At 41.7% G+C, this 22,850-nt stretch carries 21 protein-coding genes; 10 read left to right on the forward strand and 11 right to left on the reverse strand.

The window, feature by feature from the left end; genetic code table 11:
• Nucleotides 1-11: 11 nt before the first annotated feature.
• The 3 genes from leuC to leuA are packed head-to-tail and all read right to left on the reverse strand — an operon-like array spanning nt 12 to nt 4,083.
• The gene (gene leuC / locus FJ709_RS18160; RefSeq protein ID WP_226411783.1) at nt 12-1,424 is read right to left on the reverse strand and encodes a 3-isopropylmalate dehydratase large subunit; all 1,413 of its coding nucleotides are present in this window, start codon (nt 1,422-1,424) and stop codon (nt 12-14) included.
• On the reverse strand, nt 1,424-2,518 hold the full coding sequence (gene leuB, locus FJ709_RS18165) for a 3-isopropylmalate dehydrogenase (protein WP_226411785.1): 1,095 nt from the start codon (nt 2,516-2,518) through the stop codon (nt 1,424-1,426). Before leuB ends, leuC begins: the two co-directional genes overlap by 1 nt.
• Nucleotides 2,515-4,083: a 2-isopropylmalate synthase gene (gene leuA / locus FJ709_RS18170; protein ID WP_226411787.1), complete on the reverse strand. Its 1,569-nt coding sequence runs from the start codon at nt 4,081-4,083 to the stop codon at nt 2,515-2,517. Before leuA ends, leuB begins: the two co-directional genes overlap by 4 nt.
• A gap of 497 nt (nt 4,084-4,580) precedes the next feature.
• Between leuA and FJ709_RS18175 the strand changes: the two genes are divergently transcribed.
• On the forward strand, nt 4,581-6,395 hold the full coding sequence (locus tag FJ709_RS18175) for a hypothetical protein (protein ID WP_226411789.1): 1,815 nt from the start codon (nt 4,581-4,583) through the stop codon (nt 6,393-6,395).
• Between the two features lie 99 nt (nt 6,396-6,494).
• Here the strand turns inward: FJ709_RS18175 and recQ are convergent, their stop codons facing one another.
• Nucleotides 6,495-8,318 carry a DNA helicase RecQ gene (recQ, locus tag FJ709_RS18180; RefSeq protein ID WP_226411791.1) on the reverse strand — a complete coding sequence of 608 codons (1,824 nt, stop codon included), beginning with the start codon at nt 8,316-8,318 and terminating at the stop codon, nt 6,495-6,497.
• Nucleotides 8,319-8,485: 167 nt separating this feature from the next.
• Between recQ and FJ709_RS18185 the strand changes: the two genes are divergently transcribed.
• On the forward strand, nt 8,486-8,950 hold the full coding sequence (locus FJ709_RS18185; RefSeq protein WP_226411793.1) for a thioesterase family protein: 465 nt from the start codon (nt 8,486-8,488) through the stop codon (nt 8,948-8,950).
• A gap of 115 nt (nt 8,951-9,065) precedes the next feature.
• Nucleotides 9,066-9,968 carry an EamA family transporter RarD gene (gene rarD / locus FJ709_RS18190; RefSeq protein WP_226411795.1) on the forward strand — a complete coding sequence of 301 codons (903 nt, stop codon included), beginning with the start codon at nt 9,066-9,068 and terminating at the stop codon, nt 9,966-9,968.
• Nucleotides 9,969-9,999: 31 nt separating this feature from the next.
• Here rarD and FJ709_RS18195 read toward each other — a convergent pair whose 3' ends face one another.
• The 5 genes from FJ709_RS18195 to radC form a co-directional block, all read right to left on the reverse strand.
• A complete protein-coding gene (locus FJ709_RS18195; RefSeq protein ID WP_226411797.1) occupies nt 10,000-10,539 on the reverse strand; it encodes a PH domain-containing protein in 540 nt (179 codons plus the stop codon).
• A 155-nt stretch (nt 10,540-10,694) separates the two neighbouring features.
• Nucleotides 10,695-12,014, reverse strand: a complete 1,320-nt coding sequence (argA, locus tag FJ709_RS18200) for an amino-acid N-acetyltransferase (RefSeq protein ID WP_226411799.1) — start codon at nt 12,012-12,014, stop codon at nt 10,695-10,697.
• A 266-nt stretch (nt 12,015-12,280) separates the two neighbouring features.
• Nucleotides 12,281-12,454 (reverse strand): 50S ribosomal protein L33, encoded by a 174-nt coding sequence (gene rpmG / locus FJ709_RS18205; protein WP_226411801.1) that lies wholly within the window; start codon nt 12,452-12,454, stop codon nt 12,281-12,283.
• Between the two features lie 6 nt (nt 12,455-12,460).
• Entirely contained in the window at nt 12,461-12,697 is a 237-nt protein-coding gene (rpmB, locus tag FJ709_RS18210; protein ID WP_226411803.1) for a 50S ribosomal protein L28, read from the reverse strand.
• Nucleotides 12,698-12,818: 121 nt separating this feature from the next.
• Complete coding sequence (gene radC / locus FJ709_RS18215) at nt 12,819-13,496, reverse strand: RadC family protein (protein ID WP_226411805.1); 678 nt, start codon at nt 13,494-13,496, stop codon at nt 12,819-12,821.
• Nucleotides 13,497-13,646: 150 nt separating this feature from the next.
• On the opposite strand from radC, the gene coaBC reads away from it, so the two are divergent.
• The 5 genes from coaBC to folE all read left to right on the forward strand — a co-directional run bounded on the left by coaBC (nt 13,647) and on the right by folE (nt 18,841).
• Nucleotides 13,647-14,840, forward strand: a complete 1,194-nt coding sequence (gene coaBC, locus FJ709_RS18220; RefSeq protein ID WP_226411807.1) for a bifunctional phosphopantothenoylcysteine decarboxylase/phosphopantothenate--cysteine ligase CoaBC — start codon at nt 13,647-13,649, stop codon at nt 14,838-14,840.
• Nucleotides 14,837-15,295, forward strand: coding sequence for a dUTP diphosphatase (gene dut, locus FJ709_RS18225; RefSeq protein WP_226411809.1), 459 nt, complete (start codon nt 14,837-14,839; stop codon nt 15,293-15,295). Before coaBC ends, dut begins: the two co-directional genes overlap by 4 nt.
• A 35-nt stretch (nt 15,296-15,330) precedes the next feature.
• Nucleotides 15,331-15,924, forward strand: a complete 594-nt coding sequence (gene slmA / locus FJ709_RS18230; protein WP_226411811.1) for a nucleoid occlusion factor SlmA — start codon at nt 15,331-15,333, stop codon at nt 15,922-15,924.
• A 126-nt stretch (nt 15,925-16,050) separates the two neighbouring features.
• Nucleotides 16,051-18,015, forward strand: coding sequence for an alpha/beta hydrolase family protein (locus FJ709_RS18235; RefSeq protein ID WP_226411813.1), 1,965 nt, complete (start codon nt 16,051-16,053; stop codon nt 18,013-18,015).
• Between the two features lie 175 nt (nt 18,016-18,190).
• The gene (gene folE / locus FJ709_RS18240; protein ID WP_226411815.1) at nt 18,191-18,841 is read left to right on the forward strand and encodes a GTP cyclohydrolase I FolE; all 651 of its coding nucleotides are present in this window, start codon (nt 18,191-18,193) and stop codon (nt 18,839-18,841) included.
• Between the two features lie 106 nt (nt 18,842-18,947).
• Here folE and pyrE read toward each other — a convergent pair whose 3' ends face one another.
• Nucleotides 18,948-19,589 (reverse strand): orotate phosphoribosyltransferase, encoded by a 642-nt coding sequence (gene pyrE, locus FJ709_RS18245; protein WP_226411817.1) that lies wholly within the window; start codon nt 19,587-19,589, stop codon nt 18,948-18,950.
• A gap of 72 nt (nt 19,590-19,661) precedes the next feature.
• Complete coding sequence (gene rph, locus FJ709_RS18250; protein WP_226411819.1) at nt 19,662-20,375, reverse strand: ribonuclease PH; 714 nt, start codon at nt 20,373-20,375, stop codon at nt 19,662-19,664.
• Nucleotides 20,376-20,541: 166 nt separating this feature from the next.
• Between rph and FJ709_RS18255 the strand changes: the two genes are divergently transcribed.
• Together FJ709_RS18255 and FJ709_RS18260 are read left to right on the forward strand one after the other, a co-directional pair.
• Nucleotides 20,542-21,405, forward strand: a complete 864-nt coding sequence (locus FJ709_RS18255; RefSeq protein ID WP_226411821.1) for a YicC/YloC family endoribonuclease — start codon at nt 20,542-20,544, stop codon at nt 21,403-21,405.
• A 199-nt stretch (nt 21,406-21,604) separates the two neighbouring features.
• Nucleotides 21,605-22,819 carry a tyrosine-type recombinase/integrase gene (locus FJ709_RS18260; RefSeq protein ID WP_226411823.1) on the forward strand — a complete coding sequence of 405 codons (1,215 nt, stop codon included), beginning with the start codon at nt 21,605-21,607 and terminating at the stop codon, nt 22,817-22,819.
• The last annotated feature ends 31 nt before the right edge of the window (nt 22,820-22,850 follow it).

The following is a 22,850-nucleotide window of genomic DNA, read 5'->3' on the forward strand; positions in this document are numbered from 1 at the left end:
CCTTTATCGGTTTAGTAAGGTTTGCGAATATCAACAAAATGGCCTGCAATCGCTGCTGCGGCAGCCATTGCAGGACTCACTAGATGAGTGCGACTCCCCCGGCCCTGACGGCCTTCGAAGTTACGATTGCTGGTTGATGCGCAGCGATCGCCGGCTTCTAAACGGTCATCATTCATGGCTAAACACATTGAACAACCCGGTAAACGCCACTCAAAGCCCGCTTCAATAAATATTTTATCTAAGCCTTCAGCTTCTGCTTGTAATTTCACCTGGCCCGAACCCGGCACTACAATGGCCACAACACCTGCCGCCACTTTACGATTTTTAGCATGTGCGGCAGCGGAGCGTAAATCTTCAATACGCGAGTTAGTGCACGAGCCAATAAACACTTTATTGATGGTCACATCGGTCATTTTTGTGCCCGATGTCAGGCCGATATACTCTAATGCCTTAATGATACTGTTGCGCTCAGTGCCGTTAGTCTCATCATCTGGATTTGGTACTACACCATCAATTGCAACCACTTGACCGGGGTTGGTGCCCCAGGTTAACTGCGGCGCAATATCTTTAGCTTCGAGTACAACTTGCTCATCAAACTGGGCATCTATATCGGTTTTTAATTCAGACCATGCGGCAACCGCCTGCTCCCAATCTTGGCCTTTTGGTGCAAATTCGCGCCCTTTTAAGTAGTCAAAAGTAGTTTGGTCAGGTGCTACCATGCCAGCTTTAGCACCCATTTCAATGGCCATATTACATAAGGTCATACGACCTTCCATTGATAATGCGGTAATTGCATCACCACAAAATTCGACCACATAGCCTGTGCCGCCATCCATACCCAGTTTGCCAATAATGGCTAACACGATATCTTTAGCTGTCACGCCGTCAGTGACACTGCCACGCACTTCTACTCGCATGGTTTTGGCTTTTAATTGGCGTAATGTTTGGGTAGCTAAAACGTGTTCAACTTCAGAGGTGCCAATACCAAATGCCAGTGCGCCAAACGCACCATGTGTAGCGGTATGAGAGTCACCACAGACAATGACACTGCCAGGTAATGTAATGCCTAACTCAGGCCCCATTACATGCACAATACCTTGGTTTGGATGATGAATATCATATAAGCGTACGCCAAAGTCTTTACAGTTTTGCGCTAAGGTTTCAACTTGAATACGCGCCATTGGGCTTAGTGCATCAAGGCTGGCACTTTTAGTTGAGGTATTGTGATCCATGGTCGCAAAAGTTTTTTCTGGTGAGCGTAATTTACGCCCCGCAACCTTTAAGCCACTAAACGCTTGCGGCGATGTCACCTCGTGCACTAGGTGACGATCCACATAAATAATTGGCGCCTCAGCTTCTGGGCTAGCGACTATGTGTGCATCCCATACTTTTTCGTACAATGTTTTTGCGCTAGTTTGCGTCATTAGACACCTTCCTTAATAGCATTAGCGATGAAATCACCCATTTGCTTGGTCGATTTGGCTTGGTCGCGCTTCTCTGCTGTTAATAATTCGCCAGTTAAAAAGCCCGCTGATAATGCTTTACTTACGGCACGCTCAATGGCGGTTGCCGCGGCTTCTTCTTTAAAGCTGTGACGTAGCATTAATGCTGCAGATAAAATTTGTGCTACTGGGTTGGCAATACCAAGACCGGCAATATCTGGCGCACTACCACCAGCGGGTTCAAACAAACCAAAACCAGTGCTGTTCATGCTGGCCGATGATAATAAGCCCATAGAGCCGGTTAACATGGCGATTTCATCAGAGATAATGTCACCAAAAAGGTTTGAACATAACATCACATCGAACTCATTTGGACGACGTAATAATTGCATGGTCGCATTATCAATATAGATATGCTCAAGCTCAACATCAGGGAAGTCTATCGCAACTTCTTCAACCACTTGACGCCATAATACCGAGCACGCTAGCACGTTAGCTTTATCGACTGAGGTGACTTTCTTTTTGCGCCCGCGCGCGGCTTCAAATGCGATACGGGCAATACGGCTAATTTCACGGCGGCTATAACGCATAGTGTCAAAAGCTTCTTCATCGTCCCCTTCGCCCTGGCGCCCTTTTGGCTTACCAAAGTAAATACCACCTGTTAGCTCACGCACACACAACACGTCAAAACCACGGGCTGATATGTCACTACGTAATGGTGACATATGCTCTAAGCCATCGTGTAATTTTGCAGGACGTAGATTACAAAACAATTCAAAGTGACCACGAAGCGGTAATAATGCACCGCGTTCAGGCTGATCATTAGGCGGTAATTTTTCCCACTTTGGGCCGCCAACACTGCCAAATAAAATCGCATCAGCCGCTTCACAACCTTTTAATGTTGCATCAGGCAATGGGCAACCATGATTATCAATCGCAATGCCGCCTACATCATATTCGGTGTATTTAATATCGAGCTTAAAGCGTGCTTCTACTTCGATAAGCACTTTACGTGCTTCGGCCATCACTTCTGGACCGATACCATCACCCGACAATACTGCTACTTGATAACTCATACGCCACCTAACTCCCTATCTTTATGAATCTGTTGTTTAAAATCAGCCACTTTATCGGCACGATAAGTTAAGTTCATCACATGCACTAAGGCTTGCGCTGACGACTCAACTACGTCAGTAGCTAAACCGACGCCGTGGAAGTTTTGGCCATTATATTTGGCGGTAATATCCACTTGTCCTAATGCGTTTTGGCCTTCACCTTTAGCACCTAATTTATAGCTAGTTATATTTATCTCACGCCCAGTTGCTCGGGCAATCGCATTGTATGCTGCATCAACTGGACCGTTACCTGTGGCAGCTTCCGTTTTTTGCTCGCCATCAACCACAATACGAATAGTGGCTGTCGCTACACCTTCGGTTGAATCTGAATGCACCATCATGTGTTGTAATTCATAGTTATCATCATCTTGAGATCGTGATTCCATAAACACTAAGGCTTCAAGGTCATAATCAAATACTTGGCCTTTTTTATCGGCTAATTTTAAGAACTGATCGTACAAACTGTCCATATCATAATCAGTCGTCAAATAGCCCATTTCTTCCATTCGATGCTTAATCACATGGCGGCCTGAACGTGAAGTCATGTTCAAATTATTACGATTTAAACCAATGCTTTCTGGGGTCATAATTTCGTAAGTATTTTTGGCTTTTAACATGCCATCCTGGTGAATACCTGACGAATGTGAAAACGCATTAGCGCCAACAATCGCTTTATTGGCCTGAATAGGCATATTACACAACTGGCTAACCAAACTTGAGGTGCGGTAAATTTCTTTGGCGTTAATGCCACACTCTAGATCTAATAAGCCTTTGCGAGTCGATAAAATCATCGCTATTTCTTCAAGAGAACAGTTACCTGCACGCTCTCCAATACCATTAATAGTACACTCAATCTGACGAGCCCCCATTTCAACGGCGGTAATCGAATTGGCAACCGACAATCCTAAGTCATCATGGCAATGCACTGAAATTATCGCTTGATCGATATTAGGGACGCGATTAAATAAGGTCTGAATAATGGCGCCAAATTCACTTGGAATGGTATAACCGACGGTGTCCGGGATATTAATGGTGCGCGCACCCGCGGTAATTGCCGCTTCAACCATACGACATAAATTATCAATCGGTGTACGGCCGGCATCTTCACAGGAAAACTCAACATCATCGGTAAATTTACGCGCATATTTAACCGCGTTAACGGCCATTTCTAGCACATCATCAAAGCTGCGTTTTAATTTGCTTTCAACATGAATGGTTGAGGTAGAAATAAAGGTATGAATACGGAACTGCTCTGCCACAGATAAAGCTTGGGCTGCTGCATCAATGTCTTTTTCTAGGGCACGTGCTAGCGCACAGACACGGCTATTTTTAATGGTTTGGGCAATGGTTTGTACCGACTTAAAATCACCCGGAGATGAAATAGGAAACCCTACTTCCATGACATCAACACCAAGACGTTCTAATGCTAAAGCAATTTGAAGTTTTTCTTTCACTGTCAAACTGGCCGCCAAAGCCTGCTCACCATCTCTTAATGTGGTATCAAAAATTATGACTCTATCAGACATCGACTTTACTCCATTTTTGCCTTTGCTTTTCAAACTAAATTGGCAATTGCTTCTCGGTAATGACTACATTTTCAAATGCGTATAAACAAAAAACCCCGCGACATCATGCGCGGGGTTTGTGATTGGTGAGAAAATTAATTCACATTCAGCACAACAGGCTCCGCGCAGTTTCTGCGAATGAGGAGGAGGAGCCCTAGAAGTACATTTGTGTTATTCATAATTTTTAAATATCTATTCTATTTTTATCGTGATCGAATTTTCTCTTGGGTTAATAATTACCTTGGCAGCGCCTCAGTGTCAACCCCATTTTTACTAAGTTGAATAATATGAGTGACGATTAAAATGAATAATCATTGAATAAATAGCGTTATAAATCGAGCTATCTCATTGTTTCACTTCTAACTTAGTCATTAATTTTGTGCATTATTTAGCGTGAAATCGGTATACTCAACACTACTCTGGCATCTTTTTTAGCAAGCCCAAAGGTCATCATGTTTTTGTTGCAGCGGTTTATACGTGTGTATTGCTTATTTATCACAGGATCACTGACACTTATTACCGCAGCATTATCCTTAAACAGCAACACAGCTTTGGCTGCAACTTATCCACCCGCATTAACTCATGATGATTATCAGCTTAAAACGAAAACAGAAAAGCTCGATTACATCAATTGGCTGTCACCACAGTATCCCGCTCAGGCTAAAAAACTTATTGATGAGCTTGATTCTTTGCATCAAGCAACGCCTTTTTCTGATCATCATTATTTGAGATTACATTTGTTAAGTTGTTTTAATCTGATTAATTTGGGTTTAAATTCACAAGCCATTAAAGTAGCCAAAGTTGGCGTCGATATGGCTCAAAAAATGCGTATAGATTTAGCCAAACCCTATTTTCTAGCCTGTGAAGCAAGTGCATTGGATTTTGAGGGGGAACAAATTCTGGCCGCACTCGTCAATGAGGAATCGATTAAATTAGCTCAGTTATATAACCAGCCTCAAGCATTGGCTCAGGGCTTAATAACTAGAAGTACCAGAAATAATACTAACGAAACCTTCTCACAAGCATCTGAAGATATCAAAGTCGCCATAGACTTATATCCTGCCGCAAAAGATCAAACTCCATCATGGTATTTACTGCCTGAACCTTACTTAACACTGGTGATGAGCAATTTAATGTATTCTTCTGGTGATTTATTGGCAGCATTAGCTTATGCAAAAGAAGCACAAGCCTCACATCAGTCTAATGGAGTTATTGCCACCGCTGTGGGGTTTTACTTGGCACGAATTTCTATCTCTTCAGGTGATTTAAAATCTGCAGAGCACTATTTAGCGTTAACTAAAACCCTTTCACCTGAACCAGATAACTTAAATAACCAAGCTAATTTTAATGCCCAAACGGCTTATATCGAACTGCACCTGGGTCACTTACTCTCAGCAGAAACCGCTATTGAAAAAAGCATCAAGTATTTTATCAATACTAATGACGATATTAAATTAATGCGGGCTCAACGTACTTTAGCAATGATTTATTTCGCTCAAGATAAAAACAAGCAAGCGTTATCGTTAATGAATGAAAACATTGCCCAAGCTAATCATAATAATCAATTTTTTGATCTAGTAGAGTTTCATCAAATTCTAAGTCAACATTACAGCAGCAACAATCAATATAAATTAGCGTTTCATCAGCAAGAACTTAAATATGCTGCAAGTCAAAAGGCCAGTGAAAAACTGACTAACACACGCATTGCACAGCTCAAGGCTAATCGCGAACCCATTGAAAATATTACTCAACAAATAGACCCATCATCGTTAATCTTTCAAGCACAAAATATCGCGCTACTCAGTTTAGCTATTTTTATTTTATTTGCATCGTTTATTTTCTTTATCTCCCGCAAGCCTAAAACTGAACTCAACTTGAGAAATGATGACGACCCATTACAGCAAATAGATTCAATATTAAGCTTGGCAAAGCAGAGCCATAATCCGCTCACATTGTTGCTACTGGACACAGTCAATATGCGTGATGTGGATATTGCGATAGTGCAAGGAGCAATGCAGCAAGTCTTACGAGAGCAAGATAAAATTTTGCGCCAAAAAAGCAACCAAATCGCAGTATTACTGCCCTTCACGACCGATAAAGGTGCTACACGAGTAGTTAATCAACTTGCGATCATTATTCAACCTTATCAATCGATTAAAGTTAACTTTGGCATCGCCAGCCTGCAGCAGTTGGACAACCTTGATAGCTTAATGAAACGTGCAGAATTAAATCAGCTAGGCAATTTACAGAAGTGGCACCAAAGTAGTAAATAAAATACTAAACAAACTGGATTAGAGGTAATGGCTGTTATTTGAGGTTTTACTTGAAAACTTTTTGATTTAGCAGAGTTTTATGGCCTGATAACCGAGACATTAGCTGTTGGCTAAATAGTCACTGATCTCATCAAGAAACTCACCACCGAAGCGGTCTAGTTTAATTTGGCCTACGCCGTTTACAGCCAGCATTTCACCTGGACTTGTGGGTAACATGGCAGACATTTCAGCCAGCGTTGCATCATTAAACACCAAATAAGGCGGTATATCGTGTTGTTCAGCAAGCTCTCGCCGTAATAGCTTTAAGCGTGCAAACAGCTTACGATCATATTGCTGCACTGAACGGGTATTGGGCTTACGTTTAACATCTAATAACTGAATACGTGGTTCAGCCAACATCAACGCCATTTCAGCTTTTAAAATCGGTCGGGCGGCGGGGTTTAAGCGAATACTGGAGCCGCGGGTAATGTCTTGACTGGCTAAGCCAAGGTGAATTAATTGCCTAAGTACACTTAACCAATGTTCGGCGGACTTATCAGCACCAATTCCCCAGGTTGTCAGCTTGTCGTGGCCCCTATCCATCACATTGGCAGCTTTAGAACCTCTTAGCACATCAATAATATGATGCATACCAAAGCGTTGTTGTAGTCTAAACACACAGGACAACACTTTTTGCGCATCTTCAGTACCGTTGTATCGTTTAGGTGGGTCAAGACAAATATCACAGTTACCACAGGGTTCAGAGGCACTCTCATCAAAATAATGCAGTAGTACCTGACGACGGCAAGTTTGCGCTTCAGCAAACGCTGCCATGGTATGTAACTTATGAAACTCAACCTGTTGCTGTGGACCCGGTTCAGATTGTTCAATCAAGTGTCTAACCCTGCCGATATCGGCGGGGTCAAATAACATATAGGCTTCGGCTTCTAACCCATCTCGACCGGCTCTGCCAGTTTCTTGATAATAGGATTCAATACTTTTAGGAATATCATAATGCACCACAAATCGCACATTCGATTTATTGATCCCCATACCAAATGCCACCGTCGCAACGACTATGTCGACTTGGTCTTTTAAAAATTTATCCTGTATATCCGCTCTGTCATCCTGACTCATGCCCGCATGGTAACCTTGCGCATTAAAACCTTGTAAGCGTAAGCGCTCAGACACTTCATCAACGCGGCGACGACTGCTGCAATAAATAATCCCACTGGCGCCATTTTGAACTTGGAGGTATTGGCGTAATTGATTCGCTGCATTGAGTTTTTCCGCTACGGTATAGCGAATGTTTGGACGATCAAAACTGGCTAATAGAGTATAGGGCTGAATATGCAAACGCTCACAAATACTCTGACGGGTAGCATGGTCTGCTGTGGCCGTTAATGCCATTAATGGAATGTGAGGGAAATGCTGTTTAAGCGCACCTAATGCAGCATATTCAGGCCGAAAATCATGACCCCATTGACTAATACAATGCGCTTCATCAACGGCAAATAATGAAATGGTAAGCTCGTGCATACGCTCAATAAAGTCCGGTCTTAATAACCGCTCAGGAGAAACGTAAAGCAGTTTTATTTCGCCCTGGTGCAACTGACGCAAAATTGCGGCGCTTTGCTCCCGTGGTAAGGATGAATTTAAATACGCCGCACTAACCCCACTTTGCCTTAAGCTATCGACTTGATCTTTCATCAAGGATATTAACGGTGACACCACAATAGTTAACCCAGGCATAACGAGTGCTGGTAACTGGTAGCACATACTTTTACCACCACCAGTTGGCATTATCACCAAGGTATCGTTGCCGGATAAAGCTTGCTCAATAACCTCACGCTGCCCATCGCGAAAATCGCGATAACCAAAGACTTGCTGCAATTGAGCAGCTAATAAATCAGCATGAGTAGATTGAACGGGTTGTGATGTCATTAGCGGAAAATGGTTTATCCATAATTAGTTGAACAGAACAAAATGAGTCGACTATTCTAAAGCACCCATGCACAGATGTCTTGGCTTAAACCACATTCACCTCTATCAAATGATGAGAATTAGCGCTAGATTAAATACTCTACGTTTAATAGAAAGCAAGGACGAACATGACAACACCCATTCAAGCTCAAGTGTTACAACAGGTTGCAGAGATTTTCGATAAGCATGTCCCGTTTCATAATCTATTAGGGTTAGAAATCATACGCTACGATATTCAGGGAGTAGAAGTGGCCATTAAGATGAAACCTGAATTAATTGGCAATATTCATCAAAACATTCTTCATGGCGGAGTAACAGCAACAATACTGGACGTTGTGGGTGGTTTAACCGTGTTTGCAGGGTTAGTTGGCAGTCGAGATGATTGGCAAATTGAAGAATTACAACAACGCCTCACTACTCTAGGTACCATTGATATGCGCGTTGATTATCTTCGCCCAGGTAGAGGCCAGGTGTTCACAGGCACAGGCAGTGTTATTCGCTCAGGTAATCGGGTGTCAGTTTGTCGTATGGAATTACATAACGAGGAAGGCACTCATATTGCCTTCGGCACGGGCACCTATATGGTGGGCTAATTTTGAGGCAGAATCTTTACAGCAGCAATCTAATAAGATAAATAAGTTTACTTGAGTCAGGCGACTATCAGGCCTACAATCTCCGGCTCATTTACCTGACAATTCCTGTGAACTTATGCCTGACTTAGAATACCGCAAAGGCGTTATACTTGCTGTGTGCGCCTACGCTATGTGGGGAATTGCTCCGCTTTACTTCAAATTACTTATTCAAGTGTCTCCTCTTGAAATTTTAATGCACCGAGTGATTTGGTCATTTGTATTTATGATCCTATTAATGCAATTTATCGGTGGATTTGGGCGTTTACGCTTAGTGCTTAAACAACCTAAACAAGTTGCGGTATTAGTTGTCACCTCGATATTAATCGCCGCCAATTGGTTAATCTTTATTTGGGCCATCAATAATGACCGCATGCTAGATGCCAGTCTAGGTTACTTCATTAACCCATTATTTAATGTCTTTTTAGCCATGTTATTTCTTGGGGAAAGATTGCGTAAATTGCAGTGGGTTGCTGTGAGCCTAGCCTTCATTGGGGTGTTACTACAGTTAATTTCGTTTGGGTCTATTCCACTCATATCGCTTGCATTAGCCGCCAGTTTTGGTTTCTATGGCTTACTTCGTAAAAAGGTCAATATCGATGCTAAAACCGGCTTATTAGTTGAAACAGCATTGCTGTTACCTATCGCTTTAGGTTATTTACTAATGACACTCGATTCATCGGCTACCAGTATGCTAGTCAACAACCTTAGTTTAAATCTAACCTTAATTGCAGCGGGTATTATAACTACCATTCCGTTACTTTGCTTTGCGGGAGCGGCGGTACGTATCCCATTTTCCATTCTAGGCTTCTTTCAATATATAGGCCCCAGTATTATGTTCATTTTGGCTATCAAGCTGTTTAATGAACCTTTTGATATGGAAAAAGGCCTAACGTTTGGATTTATTTGGTTAGCGCTTGTGGTATTTGTCGGTGACATGCTAGCACAACGTCAAAAACGCATTAATACAGCCAAAGTATAATTAACCTCATCAAGTCCCCTCAAGCACTCATTTAATAGGTTAGTTGAGTATGGAGCAAAGCCAGGGCAGTATCTGGCTGCTCCACGCTAATCATGATCACATAATCTTTATCGATAATAGGCACTATTACCACTTTTTGTGTGCCATTTTCCGCCGCAACAACTGACAGTAAGGCCTTATTGCCATTTTGTAATTTAAACCAGCCTAAAGCGTAACCTGGCAATCCTAATCCATTGATACGCCATTTAGGCTGCAATTGGGTTTGAATGGCTAAATCAGCGATGTACGAAGCCTGCCAATCAATATCACTCACGGTAAAATCTTGGCTATATAACGGCACATTGAATGACACGCTATTATCATCCCATTCCAGCTGACTGTTATATGACTGATACAAGGTTAATATAAATACCCCAAACACAGCCAACAAGATCCCCATGGAGGCATACTTAGCATTATTAGGCATGGGTTTACGCAATACGATAACGGCAATAACAAGCAGTCCCACTAACAAACCTATTAGGCTATATAGCGCTGACGGGCCTAAAGCACTGAGAGAAATAATGTGCATAAACGTATTCCACTGGATAAAAAATAATAATAAATTTAATATCATTTAATTTGCCAGCAACGACATATTATGTCAAATCTATTAATTTGATAAATGACAGGCATAAAAAATGCCGGACAGACCGGCATATTTAACGAGACAACAGGGTTATTCGATTACAAATCCAGTGCCAATATTTTTGAGCGACGTTGATAATTGTATAACTGCTTTTTCTTACCGGGTAATTCTTCTACTTCTACAATGTTGAAGCCATGCTCTAAAAACCAGTGAATACTGCGCGTTGTCAAGGCAAATAGGCGTGAATAACCACGAACACGCGCTTGACCAATAATGTTGTTTAACAACACGCTGCCTCGGTCTGCATCACGATAATCAGGATGAACAACTAAGCAGGCAAACTCACCGGCATTGTCTTCTTCAAATGGATATAACGCCGCACAACCAATGACTAAGTTATCGCGTTCAATCAGCATAAACTGCTCGATTTCCATTTCTAACTGTTCGCGTGAGCGACGCACTAGAATACCTTGCTCTTCTAATGGACGAATAAGGTTCAATACCCCACCAATATCGCCAATAGTCGCGCGGCGTAAGCGCTCTGCGCTTTCAGTCACAATTTGGGTACCAATACCCTCGCGTGAGAACAACTCTTGCAGTAAAGCACCATCATCTAAGTAACTGACTAAATGGCAACGTGGTACGCCATTGCGACAAGCATCAATACTCGCTCTAATGAAAGCTGTAGTTGCTGTGCATGCCGAACCATTTTGCTCCATTAACTCAAGCTGCAGCTGCGCTTGATTTGGCATCAGTTCAGCAATTGCATTGCCGTTTTCATCTAACAATCCATTTGTTTCACTAAAGCCGATAATTTTGTCTGCTTTTAGTTTTACAGCAACCTGGGTTGCCACTTCTTCGGCCGTTAAATTAAAGCTTTCGCCCGTAACAGACGCGGCTATAGGTCCCATTAAAACAATACAATTATTTTCTAACTGACGCTTTAAGCCTTGGCTGTCGATACGACGTACTTTGCCACTTAAGCAAAAATCAACCCCATCATCTACCCCTAAAGGCTGAGCAATCACAAAATTACCACAGACCAAGTTGATTTGTGCATTTTGCATTGGCGTATTGCCAAGGCTCATGGATAAGCGCGCGGTAATATCAAACTGTACCGCTCCGGCAACTTGTTTTATTACCTTTAAGGTATCTTCATCTGTAATACGCACACCATTATGGTAAGCAGGCTCAATACCCGCGGCCTGAAGGCCCACATCAATTTGCGGCCTAGCACCATAAACAAGAACAATTTTAATCCCGAGAGAATGCAATAACGCCACATCATTCAAAATGGCACGAAAATGATTATTCGCCAGCGCTTCCCCGCCTAGCATCACAACAAAGGTTTTACCGCGATGGGCATTAACATAGGGTGCAGAATGACGAAATCCATCAACCAATTCTGTAGTTCTCACAGGCAGATTCACCTCATTAAATAATTAAGTTTCGAAATTGCGATAGCGGTTAATTCCTACCCATCACATTTGACGCAATGCTATTGCATTTTAATGCACTATTAAAGCATTTATTTTCACTTTCAATAAAATAAACATGCTGTGCCAAGTGTAAAAAATTTAGGACAGCTATAAAGATAAAACGTTTACTCATTAGTATAGCTTACTTTATTACAAGCATAAAAAAAGCCCCTGTAAAGGGGCTTTTTAAAAGAGGCATAAATCAATTACTTGATTTTAGCTTCTTTGTACATAACGTGCTGACGAATAACAGGATCAAATTTCATGATTTCCATTTTCTCAGGCATATTACGCTTATTTTTTTCAGTAGTGTAGAAGTGACCAGTTTTAGCACTAGATACTAATTTGATCTTCTCACGATTACCTTTAGATTTAGCCATTTTCTATTATACCTTTTCGCCACGAGCACGAAGTTCTTTAATAACAACTTCAATGCCTCTTTTGTCGATAATACGGATACCTTTAGTAGATACACGTAGTTGCACGAAGCGTTTTTCTTCTTCTAACCAAAAACGGTGGTTTTGTAGGTTAGGTAAAAAACGACGACGAGTCGAATTTTTAGCGTGCGAACGGTTGTTACCAACCATAGGCTTCTTGCCAGTTACTTGGCATACTCTTGACATGTCAATCTTCTCCAAAACAAATTTTTAACGCTCGAGCATTAATGTGCCTCGTATGGCCGTCGCCCGAGGCACAAAGAGGGCGCATTTTATACACGATTAGCTACATAAGATCAAGTAGTGATTAACACATCCATCCCCGCTCAGCGAAGGATACTATCTCTTTATCACCCACAACCATATGATCTAACAAAGAAACATCGATAGTTTCTAATGCAATTTTTATTCGCTCAGTTATTCGCCGATCAGCTTGACTGGGCTCTGCAATGCCTGATGGATGGTTGTGGCATACTATTACAGCCGCGGCGTTTTTTTCCAACACTAAGCTCACCACCTCACGGGGGTAAACCGAGGCTGCATTAATAGTTCCGCGGAATAATTCTACAAATTGAATGACTCTATGTTGGTTATCCAACAATAGTAAGGCGAACACTTCATAGGATCGGTCTGCTAATTGTCTCATTAAATAGTCCCGAGTTAAATCAGGATTTGTCAAAATTTGGCCTTTTTGTAGATTTTCTCGTGCAATTCGCTTAGAAATCTCCGCTGCGGCCTGTAATTGAGCATATTTTACCGGTCCAATACCGGCAACTTTACAAATTTGCTGCTTAGGGGCAGAGAATAATTTACGCAAGCCGCCAAATTGCGTGATCAATTGACGTGATAAATCCAGTGCATTTTGTCCTGCTAAGCCATTGCGTAAAATCACTGCTAATAATTCGGCATCAGTTAATTGCCCTGCACCATTGAGTAATAATTTTTCACGCGGCCCTTCACCTTGCGGCCAATCTTTAATTGCCATAAACATTCCTTGTTTTTAATCGAGCAAAATCCATTCAAATAATTTGTCACTCTCACAGTATGGTCGAATATTTTGATAATGGATCTTCACCCACTTTTGATTGCTTTGTGGTATCGTTAGCCGCATTACGATTTGAAGCGAATTTTATCCATGCTGACAGATAAGAAAGTGTTATTAGGTATTGGTGGTGGCATTGCTGCATATAAAAGTGCCGACCTTATTCGCCGCCTAAAAGAGCGTGGCGCAGATGTTCGAGTTATCATGACTCAAAGTGCCATGGAGTTCATTACTCCGCTAACGATACAAGCCTTATCAGGCTATCCTGTCGCTGCAGATTTACTTGATCCAGCTGCGGAAGCCGCTATGGGACATATTGAATTAGCGCGTTGGGCCGATGTTGTACTTCTAGCCCCTACCACAGCAAATTTAATCGCCCGCATCAATGCAGGTATGGCAGATGATTTACTCACGACAACATGCCTAGCAACTAGCGCACCAGTGATCATTTGCCCTGCAATGAATCAGCAGATGTATCAAAATATCGCCACACAAGAAAATATTGCTAATTTAACCAGAAAAGGCTTTACCCTTTGGGGACCAGCATCTGGCAGCCAGGCCTGTGGTGAAGTCGGCCCAGGACGCATGCTTGAGCCATTAGCCATAGCAGAACAATTGGTTCAATTTTTTGCGCCAAAATTACTTGCAGGTAAAAAATTGCTATTAACAGCAGGTCCCACCCGTGAAGCCATTGATCCTGTAAGATACATTTCCAACCATAGCTCAGGCAAAATGGGTTTTGCTTTGGCTCAAGCAGCGAAGGAAATGGGTGCTGAAGTCACACTTGTTACTGGTCCAGTTAATTTGACTACTCCAGCCAATGTTTGTCGTATCGATATAGAATCAGCTGAACAAATGCTAACTGCGGTTATGGCTAATATTAGCCAGCAAGATATTTTTATTGGTTGTGCCGCTGTGGCAGATTACCGTATAGCTGACATCGCCACTGAAAAAATGAAAAAGTCGGCCGATAAAATGCAACTGTCTATGGTGCAAAACCCAGATATACTCGCCAATGTTGCAGCGTTAGCCAATAAACCCTTTACCGTCGGATTTGCGGCAGAAACTAATAATGTTGAACAATATGCTCGCGGGAAACTTGAGCGTAAAAAGCTGGATATGATTGCCGCTAATGATGTGTCTATTCAAGGCTTAGGCTTTAATGCCGATAATAATGCATTACAGGTATTTTGGCATGATGGGCAACATTCATTACCCGCAACAGATAAACTCTCGTTAGCGCGCCAACTGCTTACTTTAATTAATCAACAATTACCAACAACATGAAAACACCTATTGAACTAAAAATTTTAGATTCTCGTATTGGCAGTGAGTTTCCATTGCCGGTCTATGCCACACCGGGAAGCGCGGGTATGGACTTACGTGCCATGATAGACACAACGATGGAAATTACCGCGGGTGAAACCGTATTAATTCCAACAGGTATAGCAATTCATGTTGCTGACCCAAGCCTTGCTGCAATAATATTGCCACGCTCGGGATTAGGTCACAAACACGGTATTGTATTAGGTAATTTAGTCGGTTTAATTGATTCTGATTATCAAGGACCATTGATGGTGTCTTGTTGGAATCGAGGCTCGACATCTTTTACGATAGAAATCGGCGATCGTTTAGCACAACTGGTATTTGTACCTATAGTACAGGCGCAATTTACGTTAGTAGATGAATTTAATCACTCGGATCGTGGTGAAGGTGGATTTGGTCATTCTGGCACCAAATAACCCAACTTGCAGTCACTGAGTCAAGGAACATAAGAATGGCGGAAAGCCCTAAAATCAATCGTCGTGAACACATTTTACAATGTTTAGCTCAAATGTTAGAAACTAGCCCAGGTCAACGCATTACCACAGCCAAACTCGCTGCCGAAGTTGGGGTGTCAGAAGCGGCTCTTTATCGCCACTTTCCAAGTAAGGCGCGCATGTTTGAAGGGTTAATTGAATTTATCGAAGATGCGCTTTTATCTCGCTTAAACATCATAATGGATGAAGAGAAAGACACCATGAAACGCTGCCAATTAGTATTGCACCTTTTATTGGTATTTTCTGAGCGTAATCCAGGTATATCACGAGTGCTTAATGGAGATGCATTACTGGGCGAGAACGAGCGTCTACGCAGCAGAATAAGCGTACTTTTTGCTAAAATAGAAACTCAAATTAAACAAATTCTGCGTGAAAAAACAGTCCGTGAAGGCCGTGGATTTAATTTGGATGAAGCCGTTTTAGCCAACCTATTACTGGCCTTTGCAGAAGGCAGAATCTCGCAGTTTGTCCGCAGTGAGTTTAAGCAAAAGCCAACACTGCACTTTGACGAACAATGGACGTTTATTCAGCAACAGCTATTAAGAAGTTAATTAGCGCACAACGCTAAATTATTAAGTAATATGTATTAAAATTTATTGTGTCGTTTGCAAAGCTATTATTTAAAACTCTTTTATTTTAAAATAAATATTTATATAACAATTATTACAAGGATGTATATGAACCGCGCTGCCTTTCTATTTTTATGCTTTTTAACGTTTTCACTCTCTTACTCCCATGCTGCATCATTATCTACATCTGAAATATTTAGCATGAGCGCTGAATATTCCGATGTTAAAATTTCCCCACAAGGAGACTATATTAGTGCTTTGACTACGCATGATGGAAAAAAGACCCTCTTGATACTTCAAACTGATACTAAAAAGTTAACTAACGCCATTAGCTTTCCTGGTAACGCTGAAGTTGGCGATTATGAATGGGTTAATAATGAACGCATTGTTTTACAAAAAATGTATTTGAAAGGATGGTCTGAGCAACCTATTTATTACGGTGAATTGATGTCCGTAAATGCCGATGGAACCAATGTAAAGTATCTATTTGGATATAATAATGGCGAAGCACAAATAGGCAGTAATATCAAAAAAAATACCGCAATTAGGGCAACTGCTTATATTCTAGACCCGCTTCCTAATGACAGTAAATATATGCTAGTAAACGCTATTTCATGGGATACAGGAAGTAGTTTGGACTACAGTAAACAACAACATGTTTATCGCGTTGATGTAAAAACAGGTAAACGAAAAAGACTCATGACCTCACCGATTGGTTACACCCAATTCTTAACCGACAATGAAGGTGAAGTTAAATTTGCATCTGGGGTGGATAATAGCAACAAATTAAAATTATTTTACCGAGAGAATGGCGAGTGGGTTGACACTGTAAACCTCCAGTTAGGATTGGACGATTTTACACCAATCTCTTTTGCTGACAAACCCAATACAATTTTTGCTGCCGGTCGTGTCAAAGGTGAAACATTAGGAGTATATAAAGTTGATTTATCATCGGGTAAGAAAGAGAAAATAATTCAAGATATAAATGTCGATCCTAGTGACTACTGGATTAACAAAAATAGTAAACAATTATATGCTGTCGAATTTAGTGATGGATACCCTGCATATGACTTTGTAAATACTGAAGACTCCCATAGCAAGTTGTTAGAACAACTTTTAGCATCACTACCAGGGCATCAGATTCACATCGTCAGTGAAACATCAAATGCTAATAAGTTTATTATAAAAGCATTTAATGATAGAAATCCTGGTGATTATTATTTATTCAATGTGGATAAAATGAAACTTGAATATCTTGTTTCACAGAAAAGTTGGCTTGACCCTGAGAAAATGGCTGAAGTTAAACCTATTAGTTTTACAAGCCGAGATGGATTAACCATTCAAGGCTATTTAACTTTGCCAAATGATAAAGAAGCAAAGAATTTACCATTGATCGTTAATCCACATGGTGGGCCACATGGAACACGTGATTGGTGGGGGTTTGATGCCCAGAACCAGTTGCTCGCACAAGAAGGCTTTGCAGTATTGCAAGTCAACTTTAGAGGTTCAGGTGGCTATGGGCGTAAGTTTGAAGAGGCTGGTTATTTAAAATGGGGCAATGAAGTACAATTTGATATTATTGACGGTACGCAATATATTATTGACCAAGGCATTGTAAATAAAGAGAAAATTTGCATTGCCGGCGGCAGCTTTGGAGGTTATAGCGCGTTACAAAGCTCAATTGTAGCGCCTGATTTATTTAAATGTGCGATTGGTTTTTCAGGTTTATATGATCTCCCTCTTTGGAAAGAGGATAGTGATGTATCAAACTCTAAATCAGGCAAAGCTTACCAACACCAAGTTTTAGGTAAAGATATTGCTACACTGCAATTAATGTCTCCTTCATATAACGTTAATAAATTAAAAGCAAAGTTACTGTTAGTGCACGGAGCAGATGACGAACGTACGCCGTTAACTCAGCTTGAATCACTTGAGAAAAGCTTAAGTGATATAAATTATCCTTATGAAAAACTAGTCATGGATGATGAAGGCCATGGCTTTTATAACGATAAACATCGCGCTAAATACTACCAAAAAATGCTTAAATTCTTAAAAGATAACCTGGATATTTAGCCTCTTTTTACATAAAGTTTCTCATCAAAAGCCGATACCTGACTAAAAGGGTCGGCTTTTTTATGTCAGCAATATTAATTTAGTCCAAACCACGCTATCATCCCTATCCAGCTGCAGTGAGCAGCTCCCTCATTTTTAACGTACACTTTAGTGGTACTTGTTGTAGGAGAATATGATGGCACTATCTGAAACAGCCAAGAAAGTTCAAGCCGCATTAGCTGATAGAGGGCTTGAAACCCCTATGCTGCCACAAACCTCTACACCTGAAGAACGTAAGGTTAAAATTGAGCATCACATGCGTGAAATTCTGACCTTGATGTCGTTAGATTTAACGGATGACAGCCTAGCCGATACCCCACGTCGGATTGCAAAAATGTATGTCGATGAGATTTTTTCAGGCCTTGATTACGAGAATTTCCCCAAAATCACCGTCATTGAAAACAAAATGGGCGTTGATGAAATGGTGCGGGTGCAAGACATCAGTTTAACCAGTACCTGTGAGCACCACTTAGTCACCATAGATGGCTTTGCTACCGTTGCTTACTTACCACGCACCAAGATTATCGGCTTATCAAAAATTAATCGTATAGTGCGATTTTTTTCCCAGCGACCACAGGTACAAGAGCGTTTAACCCAACAAGTGTTAGTGGCATTACAAACCTTGCTTGAAACCAAAGATGTTGCGGTAAAAGTCGATGCGGTGCATTACTGCGTTAAATCTCGTGGCGTAATGGATTCAACAAGTTCAACCACCACCACAGCATTAGGGGGTATTTTCAAGTCAAATCCGGCTACCCGTGCTGAGTTTTTGCATCAAGTTAAATAGCCACAACAATTACCGATTGTGATAAATATTCCAATAAAAAAGCTGCAGCAATATGATTATTACGCAGCTTTTTATGCTTAAACTGAAACTAACTCGTCAGTACCAATTAAATCCCGTACTGCTGACGATAGGCGCTCACCGAAGCTAGCTCGGTTTCCATGCCCGACTTTTCAGAGAGATAATTTATTAAATCGGCTAATTTAATAATCGATACAATTTCACAGCCAAAATCACGTTCAACTTCTTGAATCGCTGATAATTCACCCTTGCCTTTTTCTTGACGATCAAGTGCAATCAATACTCCAGCAAGCTGGGCATTGTGGGCATTAATAATTTCCATTGATTCACGAATCGCGGTGCCAGCGGTGATCACATCATCAACCAGCATAACCTTACCTTTAAGCTCACTGCCGACCAGGCTGCCACCCTCGCCGTGAGTTTTTGCTTCTTTACGGTTAAAACAATAAGGAATGTCCACATCATGATGATCACAAAGGGCGACTGCTGTAGTTGTTGCAATAGGAATGCCTTTATAAGCCGGGCCAAACAACAAATCAAATTCAATAGCAGAATCAATTAATGCAGCGGCGTAAAAACGTCCCAAACGGGCTAAATCCTTGCCTGTATTAAACAATCCAGCATTGAAAAAGTACGGGCTAGTACGGCCAGATTTTAAGGTGAACTCACCAAAGCGCAATACTTGGCGTTCTAAGGCAAATTCAATAAACTCACGTTGATAAGCTTTCACTTTCATTCCTCTACAATCAAATTTTAGATTAAAAAAAAGGACCACCAAAGGTCCTAATTTTTCAACAGCATATTAACTTAATGCCGCTTTCTGTACATCGACAATTTCACGAATACTGTTTTTAGCCAGGCCAAGCAATTCCAGTAACTCTTCGTGGCTAAATGGCTCACCTTCTGCAGTACCTTGAATTTCAATAATTTTGCCCGTTTCAGTCATCACAACATTCATGTCGGTTTCAGCAGCACTGTCTTCAATGTATTCTAAATCACTGATCGCTTCGCCTTTATAAATACCGACACTTACTGCTGCAATTAAAAACTTAAGCGGGTTAGCTTTAATAATGCCTTTACCACGCGCCCAGTTAAGCGCATCAACCAATGCCACACAAGCACCTGTAATAGCAGCAGTACGCGTGCCACCATCAGCTTGAATCACATCACAATCGATAACGAGAGTATTTTCGCCTAACAGCTTCATATCAACTGCAGCACGTAATGAGCGACCGATTAAGCGTTGAATTTCTTGTGTACGACCTGACTGCTTACCACGAGCCGCTTCACGGTCCATACGGCTATGGGTCGAACGCGGTAACATACCGTATTCAGCCGTTACCCAACCTTGTCCTTGGCCTTTCAAAAAGCGCGGTACACCTTCAGTAAAGCTGGCGGTACAAAGTACTTTAGTATCACCAAACTCAACCAACACCGAACCTTCCGCATGGGCAGTAAAGTTACGGGTAATAGTAATAGGGCGAGTTTGAGCGGGTGTACGATTGCTTGGGCGCATGAAAAGTCCTGTAGTCGAATTCGTATTTAATTTGGGACGATATTATAGTCGCATAAGCTTACATATGCCATGTAAAGGCGACATTGTGTGAACGAATCCTTTAACCCCTTGTGATAAAACCGCTATAATCGAAAATCAATTTGGTTAATATCATATAGGACACTTCATGATCCAAAGCATGACAGCTTACGCTCGTATCGAGCATAAAGCAGACTGGGGCACAGCCTCATGGGAAATTCGTTCAGTCAATCAGCGTTATTTAGAGACCTACCTACGCTTGCCAGAACAATTCCGTAGCTTTGAGCCCGTGCTACGTGATCGCCTGCGTAAACGTTTAAATCGCGGTAAAGTGGAAGTAAACCTACGTTATGAACTAGCCGACAACAGCACAAACGAATTGCAGTTAAATCAAGATTTAGCCAAACAATTACTTAATGCAGCCAATTGGCTAAAACAAGAAGCCGGACAAGGCGAACTAAGCCTTACCGACGTGCTACGCTGGCCTGGTGTGCTAGCTTCAGCAGAACAAGATATGGACAGCATAGGCGCTGAATTAATGAAAGCGTTTGACAGCGCCATCGACCAATTCATTGAAGCCCGCGGCCGTGAAGGTTCAGCTATAAAAGATATGCTACTAAGTCGTTTAGACGGCGTGACTGAGCAAATCAAAGTGGTACGTGACCACATGCCTACCGTTATGCTGTATCAGCGTGAAAAACTGACTAATCGCTTAGCCGAAATTCAAGGTGAATTAGACCCGGCACGAATTGAGCAAGAAATGGTATTACTGGCTCAGAAACAAGATGTTGCAGAAGAGATGGATCGCCTTGAAGCGCATGTAACCGAAGCCCGCAGAATCCTTAAAAAAGGCGGCAGTGAAGGCCGTCGTTTAGACTTTATGATGCAAGAATTTAACCGCGAATCAAATACCTTAGCCTCAAAATCAATCAGCGCAGAAATCACTTCTGCAGCAGTAGAGCTTAAAGTTTTGATAGAGCAAATGCGCGAGCAGATCCAAAACGTGGAATAACGTCCATTTAAGTCCGTAAACGTAACGCAATCATTGTTTATAAAGGGTTTATGCTTAATCTCAATCCGTAGAGGTCCAAACGTACCCACCACTTTCCCGAACTATCTGGTGGGTAATGCGGTGAGTATGCTAGTATCTAGTCAATGTGTAGTGGTGGGTAAAATACCCACCCTTATAATTGGCTGGAGAACTAGAGCAGATGGGAAAATTAACCGCAAAGGAAATAGCAGCAAAAGCTAAGGGAGAGCCTGGTCGATTCGCCGATGGTGGAGGACTGTATTTTGTTGTACCCAAATCCGGCAAAGCGTTTTGGATGCTCCGCTACACTGCCAACAATAAACGCAAAGAAATGACACTAGCCAAATACAGTGATCTCTCTCTTGCTGATGCTCGCGCCGACGCCGCAATAAAAATGAAACAGTTTCGAGATGGGTTAGATCCTCTTGTCGCTAAGAAACGCGCCGAACAAGTCGAAATTAAAACCGTCGATGACCTCTTCGCCGATTGGCATATCGGTAACGTTAAAAGACTCAAACACCACGAAATCCCCGAACGCATCTACCGCAAAGACATTGCGCCACATATAGGCACCTTTAACGTCAATAGCGTCAACGCTAGAGACATAAGAGAAGTATTGAAGGCCATTGCAGCTACTGGCCGTCCAGCGATCGCTAACGACGCTCTGATGTACTGTAAACAACTTTTCAATCACGGCATAAAACTGGATCTGCTTGGCGCAAATCCAGCGAGTGCATTTTCGGTTTCTGATGCTGGTGGCGTGGAAAAAAGCAAAGACAGGGCGTTAACAATAGAAGAAGTTACTCAGTTCTTTCATATTGCACGAAGCAACAGCGATAGTTTCAGCCGTGACAATTATCTAGCCTGTGCATTACTGGTTACATTGGGTATTAGGAAATCTGAATTGGCAGAAGCGCCATGGAAGGAATTTGATTTAGAAAAGCAGATTTGGAACTTATCGAAAGAGCGAAGTAAATCAGGTGTTGGCATTGCTATTCCATTACCTGAAGTAGTAATGAACTGGATACAAGAGTTAAAGGTAAGAGCTTGTGGATCTGAATATGTGTTCCCTAGCAGACGTTCAAGCAAGAACCCACATATGGGTAGAGATACTCTAAACCGTGCAATAACCAAACTCTTTGGTCATGAAGCTGGTAAAAAGAAGCAACCACCCAACGTAATGGGCGATATGGACCACTTTACCGTTCACGACTTACGCCGCACTTGTCGTACTTTATTAGCCAAGCAAGGCACACTAGGGCATGTAGCAGAACGTTGCCTTAATCATAAGCTTAAAGGTGTAGAAGGGATCTATAACCAGCATGATTATTTTGAAGAAAGGAAAGAAGCTCTAAATACATTATCCAAATCATTGCAGACTATTATAAACAATTAACAGTAAAGATAATGAGAACTATTACGTATAA

This window comes from Shewanella glacialimarina, from assembly GCF_020511155.1.
In the GTDB taxonomy this organism is placed as follows: domain Bacteria; phylum Pseudomonadota; class Gammaproteobacteria; order Enterobacterales; family Shewanellaceae; genus Shewanella; species Shewanella glacialimarina.

Coding starts and splice junctions, on each gene's coding strand:
- leuC (WP_226411783.1), bottom strand. CDS start 1,424: ATGACGCAAACTAGCGCAAAAACATTGTACGAAAAAGTATGGGATGCA.
- leuB (WP_226411785.1), bottom strand. CDS start 2,518: ATGAGTTATCAAGTAGCAGTATTGTCGGGTGATGGTATCGGTCCAGAA.
- leuA (WP_226411787.1), bottom strand. CDS start 4,083: ATGTCTGATAGAGTCATAATTTTTGATACCACATTAAGAGATGGTGAG.
- recQ (WP_226411791.1), bottom strand. CDS start 8,318: ATGACATCACAACCCGTTCAATCTACTCATGCTGATTTATTAGCTGCT.
- FJ709_RS18185 (WP_226411793.1), top strand. CDS start 8,486: ATGACAACACCCATTCAAGCTCAAGTGTTACAACAGGTTGCAGAGATT.
- rarD (WP_226411795.1), top strand. CDS start 9,066: ATGCCTGACTTAGAATACCGCAAAGGCGTTATACTTGCTGTGTGCGCC.
- FJ709_RS18195 (WP_226411797.1), bottom strand. CDS start 10,539: ATGCACATTATTTCTCTCAGTGCTTTAGGCCCGTCAGCGCTATATAGC.
- rpmG (WP_226411801.1), bottom strand. CDS start 12,454: ATGGCTAAATCTAAAGGTAATCGTGAGAAGATCAAATTAGTATCTAGT.
- rpmB (WP_226411803.1), bottom strand. CDS start 12,697: ATGTCAAGAGTATGCCAAGTAACTGGCAAGAAGCCTATGGTTGGTAAC.
- radC (WP_226411805.1), bottom strand. CDS start 13,496: ATGGCAATTAAAGATTGGCCGCAAGGTGAAGGGCCGCGTGAAAAATTA.
- coaBC (WP_226411807.1), top strand. CDS start 13,647: ATGCTGACAGATAAGAAAGTGTTATTAGGTATTGGTGGTGGCATTGCT.
- dut (WP_226411809.1), top strand. CDS start 14,837: ATGAAAACACCTATTGAACTAAAAATTTTAGATTCTCGTATTGGCAGT.
- slmA (WP_226411811.1), top strand. CDS start 15,331: ATGGCGGAAAGCCCTAAAATCAATCGTCGTGAACACATTTTACAATGT.
- FJ709_RS18235 (WP_226411813.1), top strand. CDS start 16,051: ATGAACCGCGCTGCCTTTCTATTTTTATGCTTTTTAACGTTTTCACTC.
- folE (WP_226411815.1), top strand. CDS start 18,191: ATGGCACTATCTGAAACAGCCAAGAAAGTTCAAGCCGCATTAGCTGAT.
- rph (WP_226411819.1), bottom strand. CDS start 20,375: ATGCGCCCAAGCAATCGTACACCCGCTCAAACTCGCCCTATTACTATT.
- FJ709_RS18255 (WP_226411821.1), top strand. CDS start 20,542: ATGATCCAAAGCATGACAGCTTACGCTCGTATCGAGCATAAAGCAGAC.
- FJ709_RS18260 (WP_226411823.1), top strand. CDS start 21,605: ATGGGAAAATTAACCGCAAAGGAAATAGCAGCAAAAGCTAAGGGAGAG.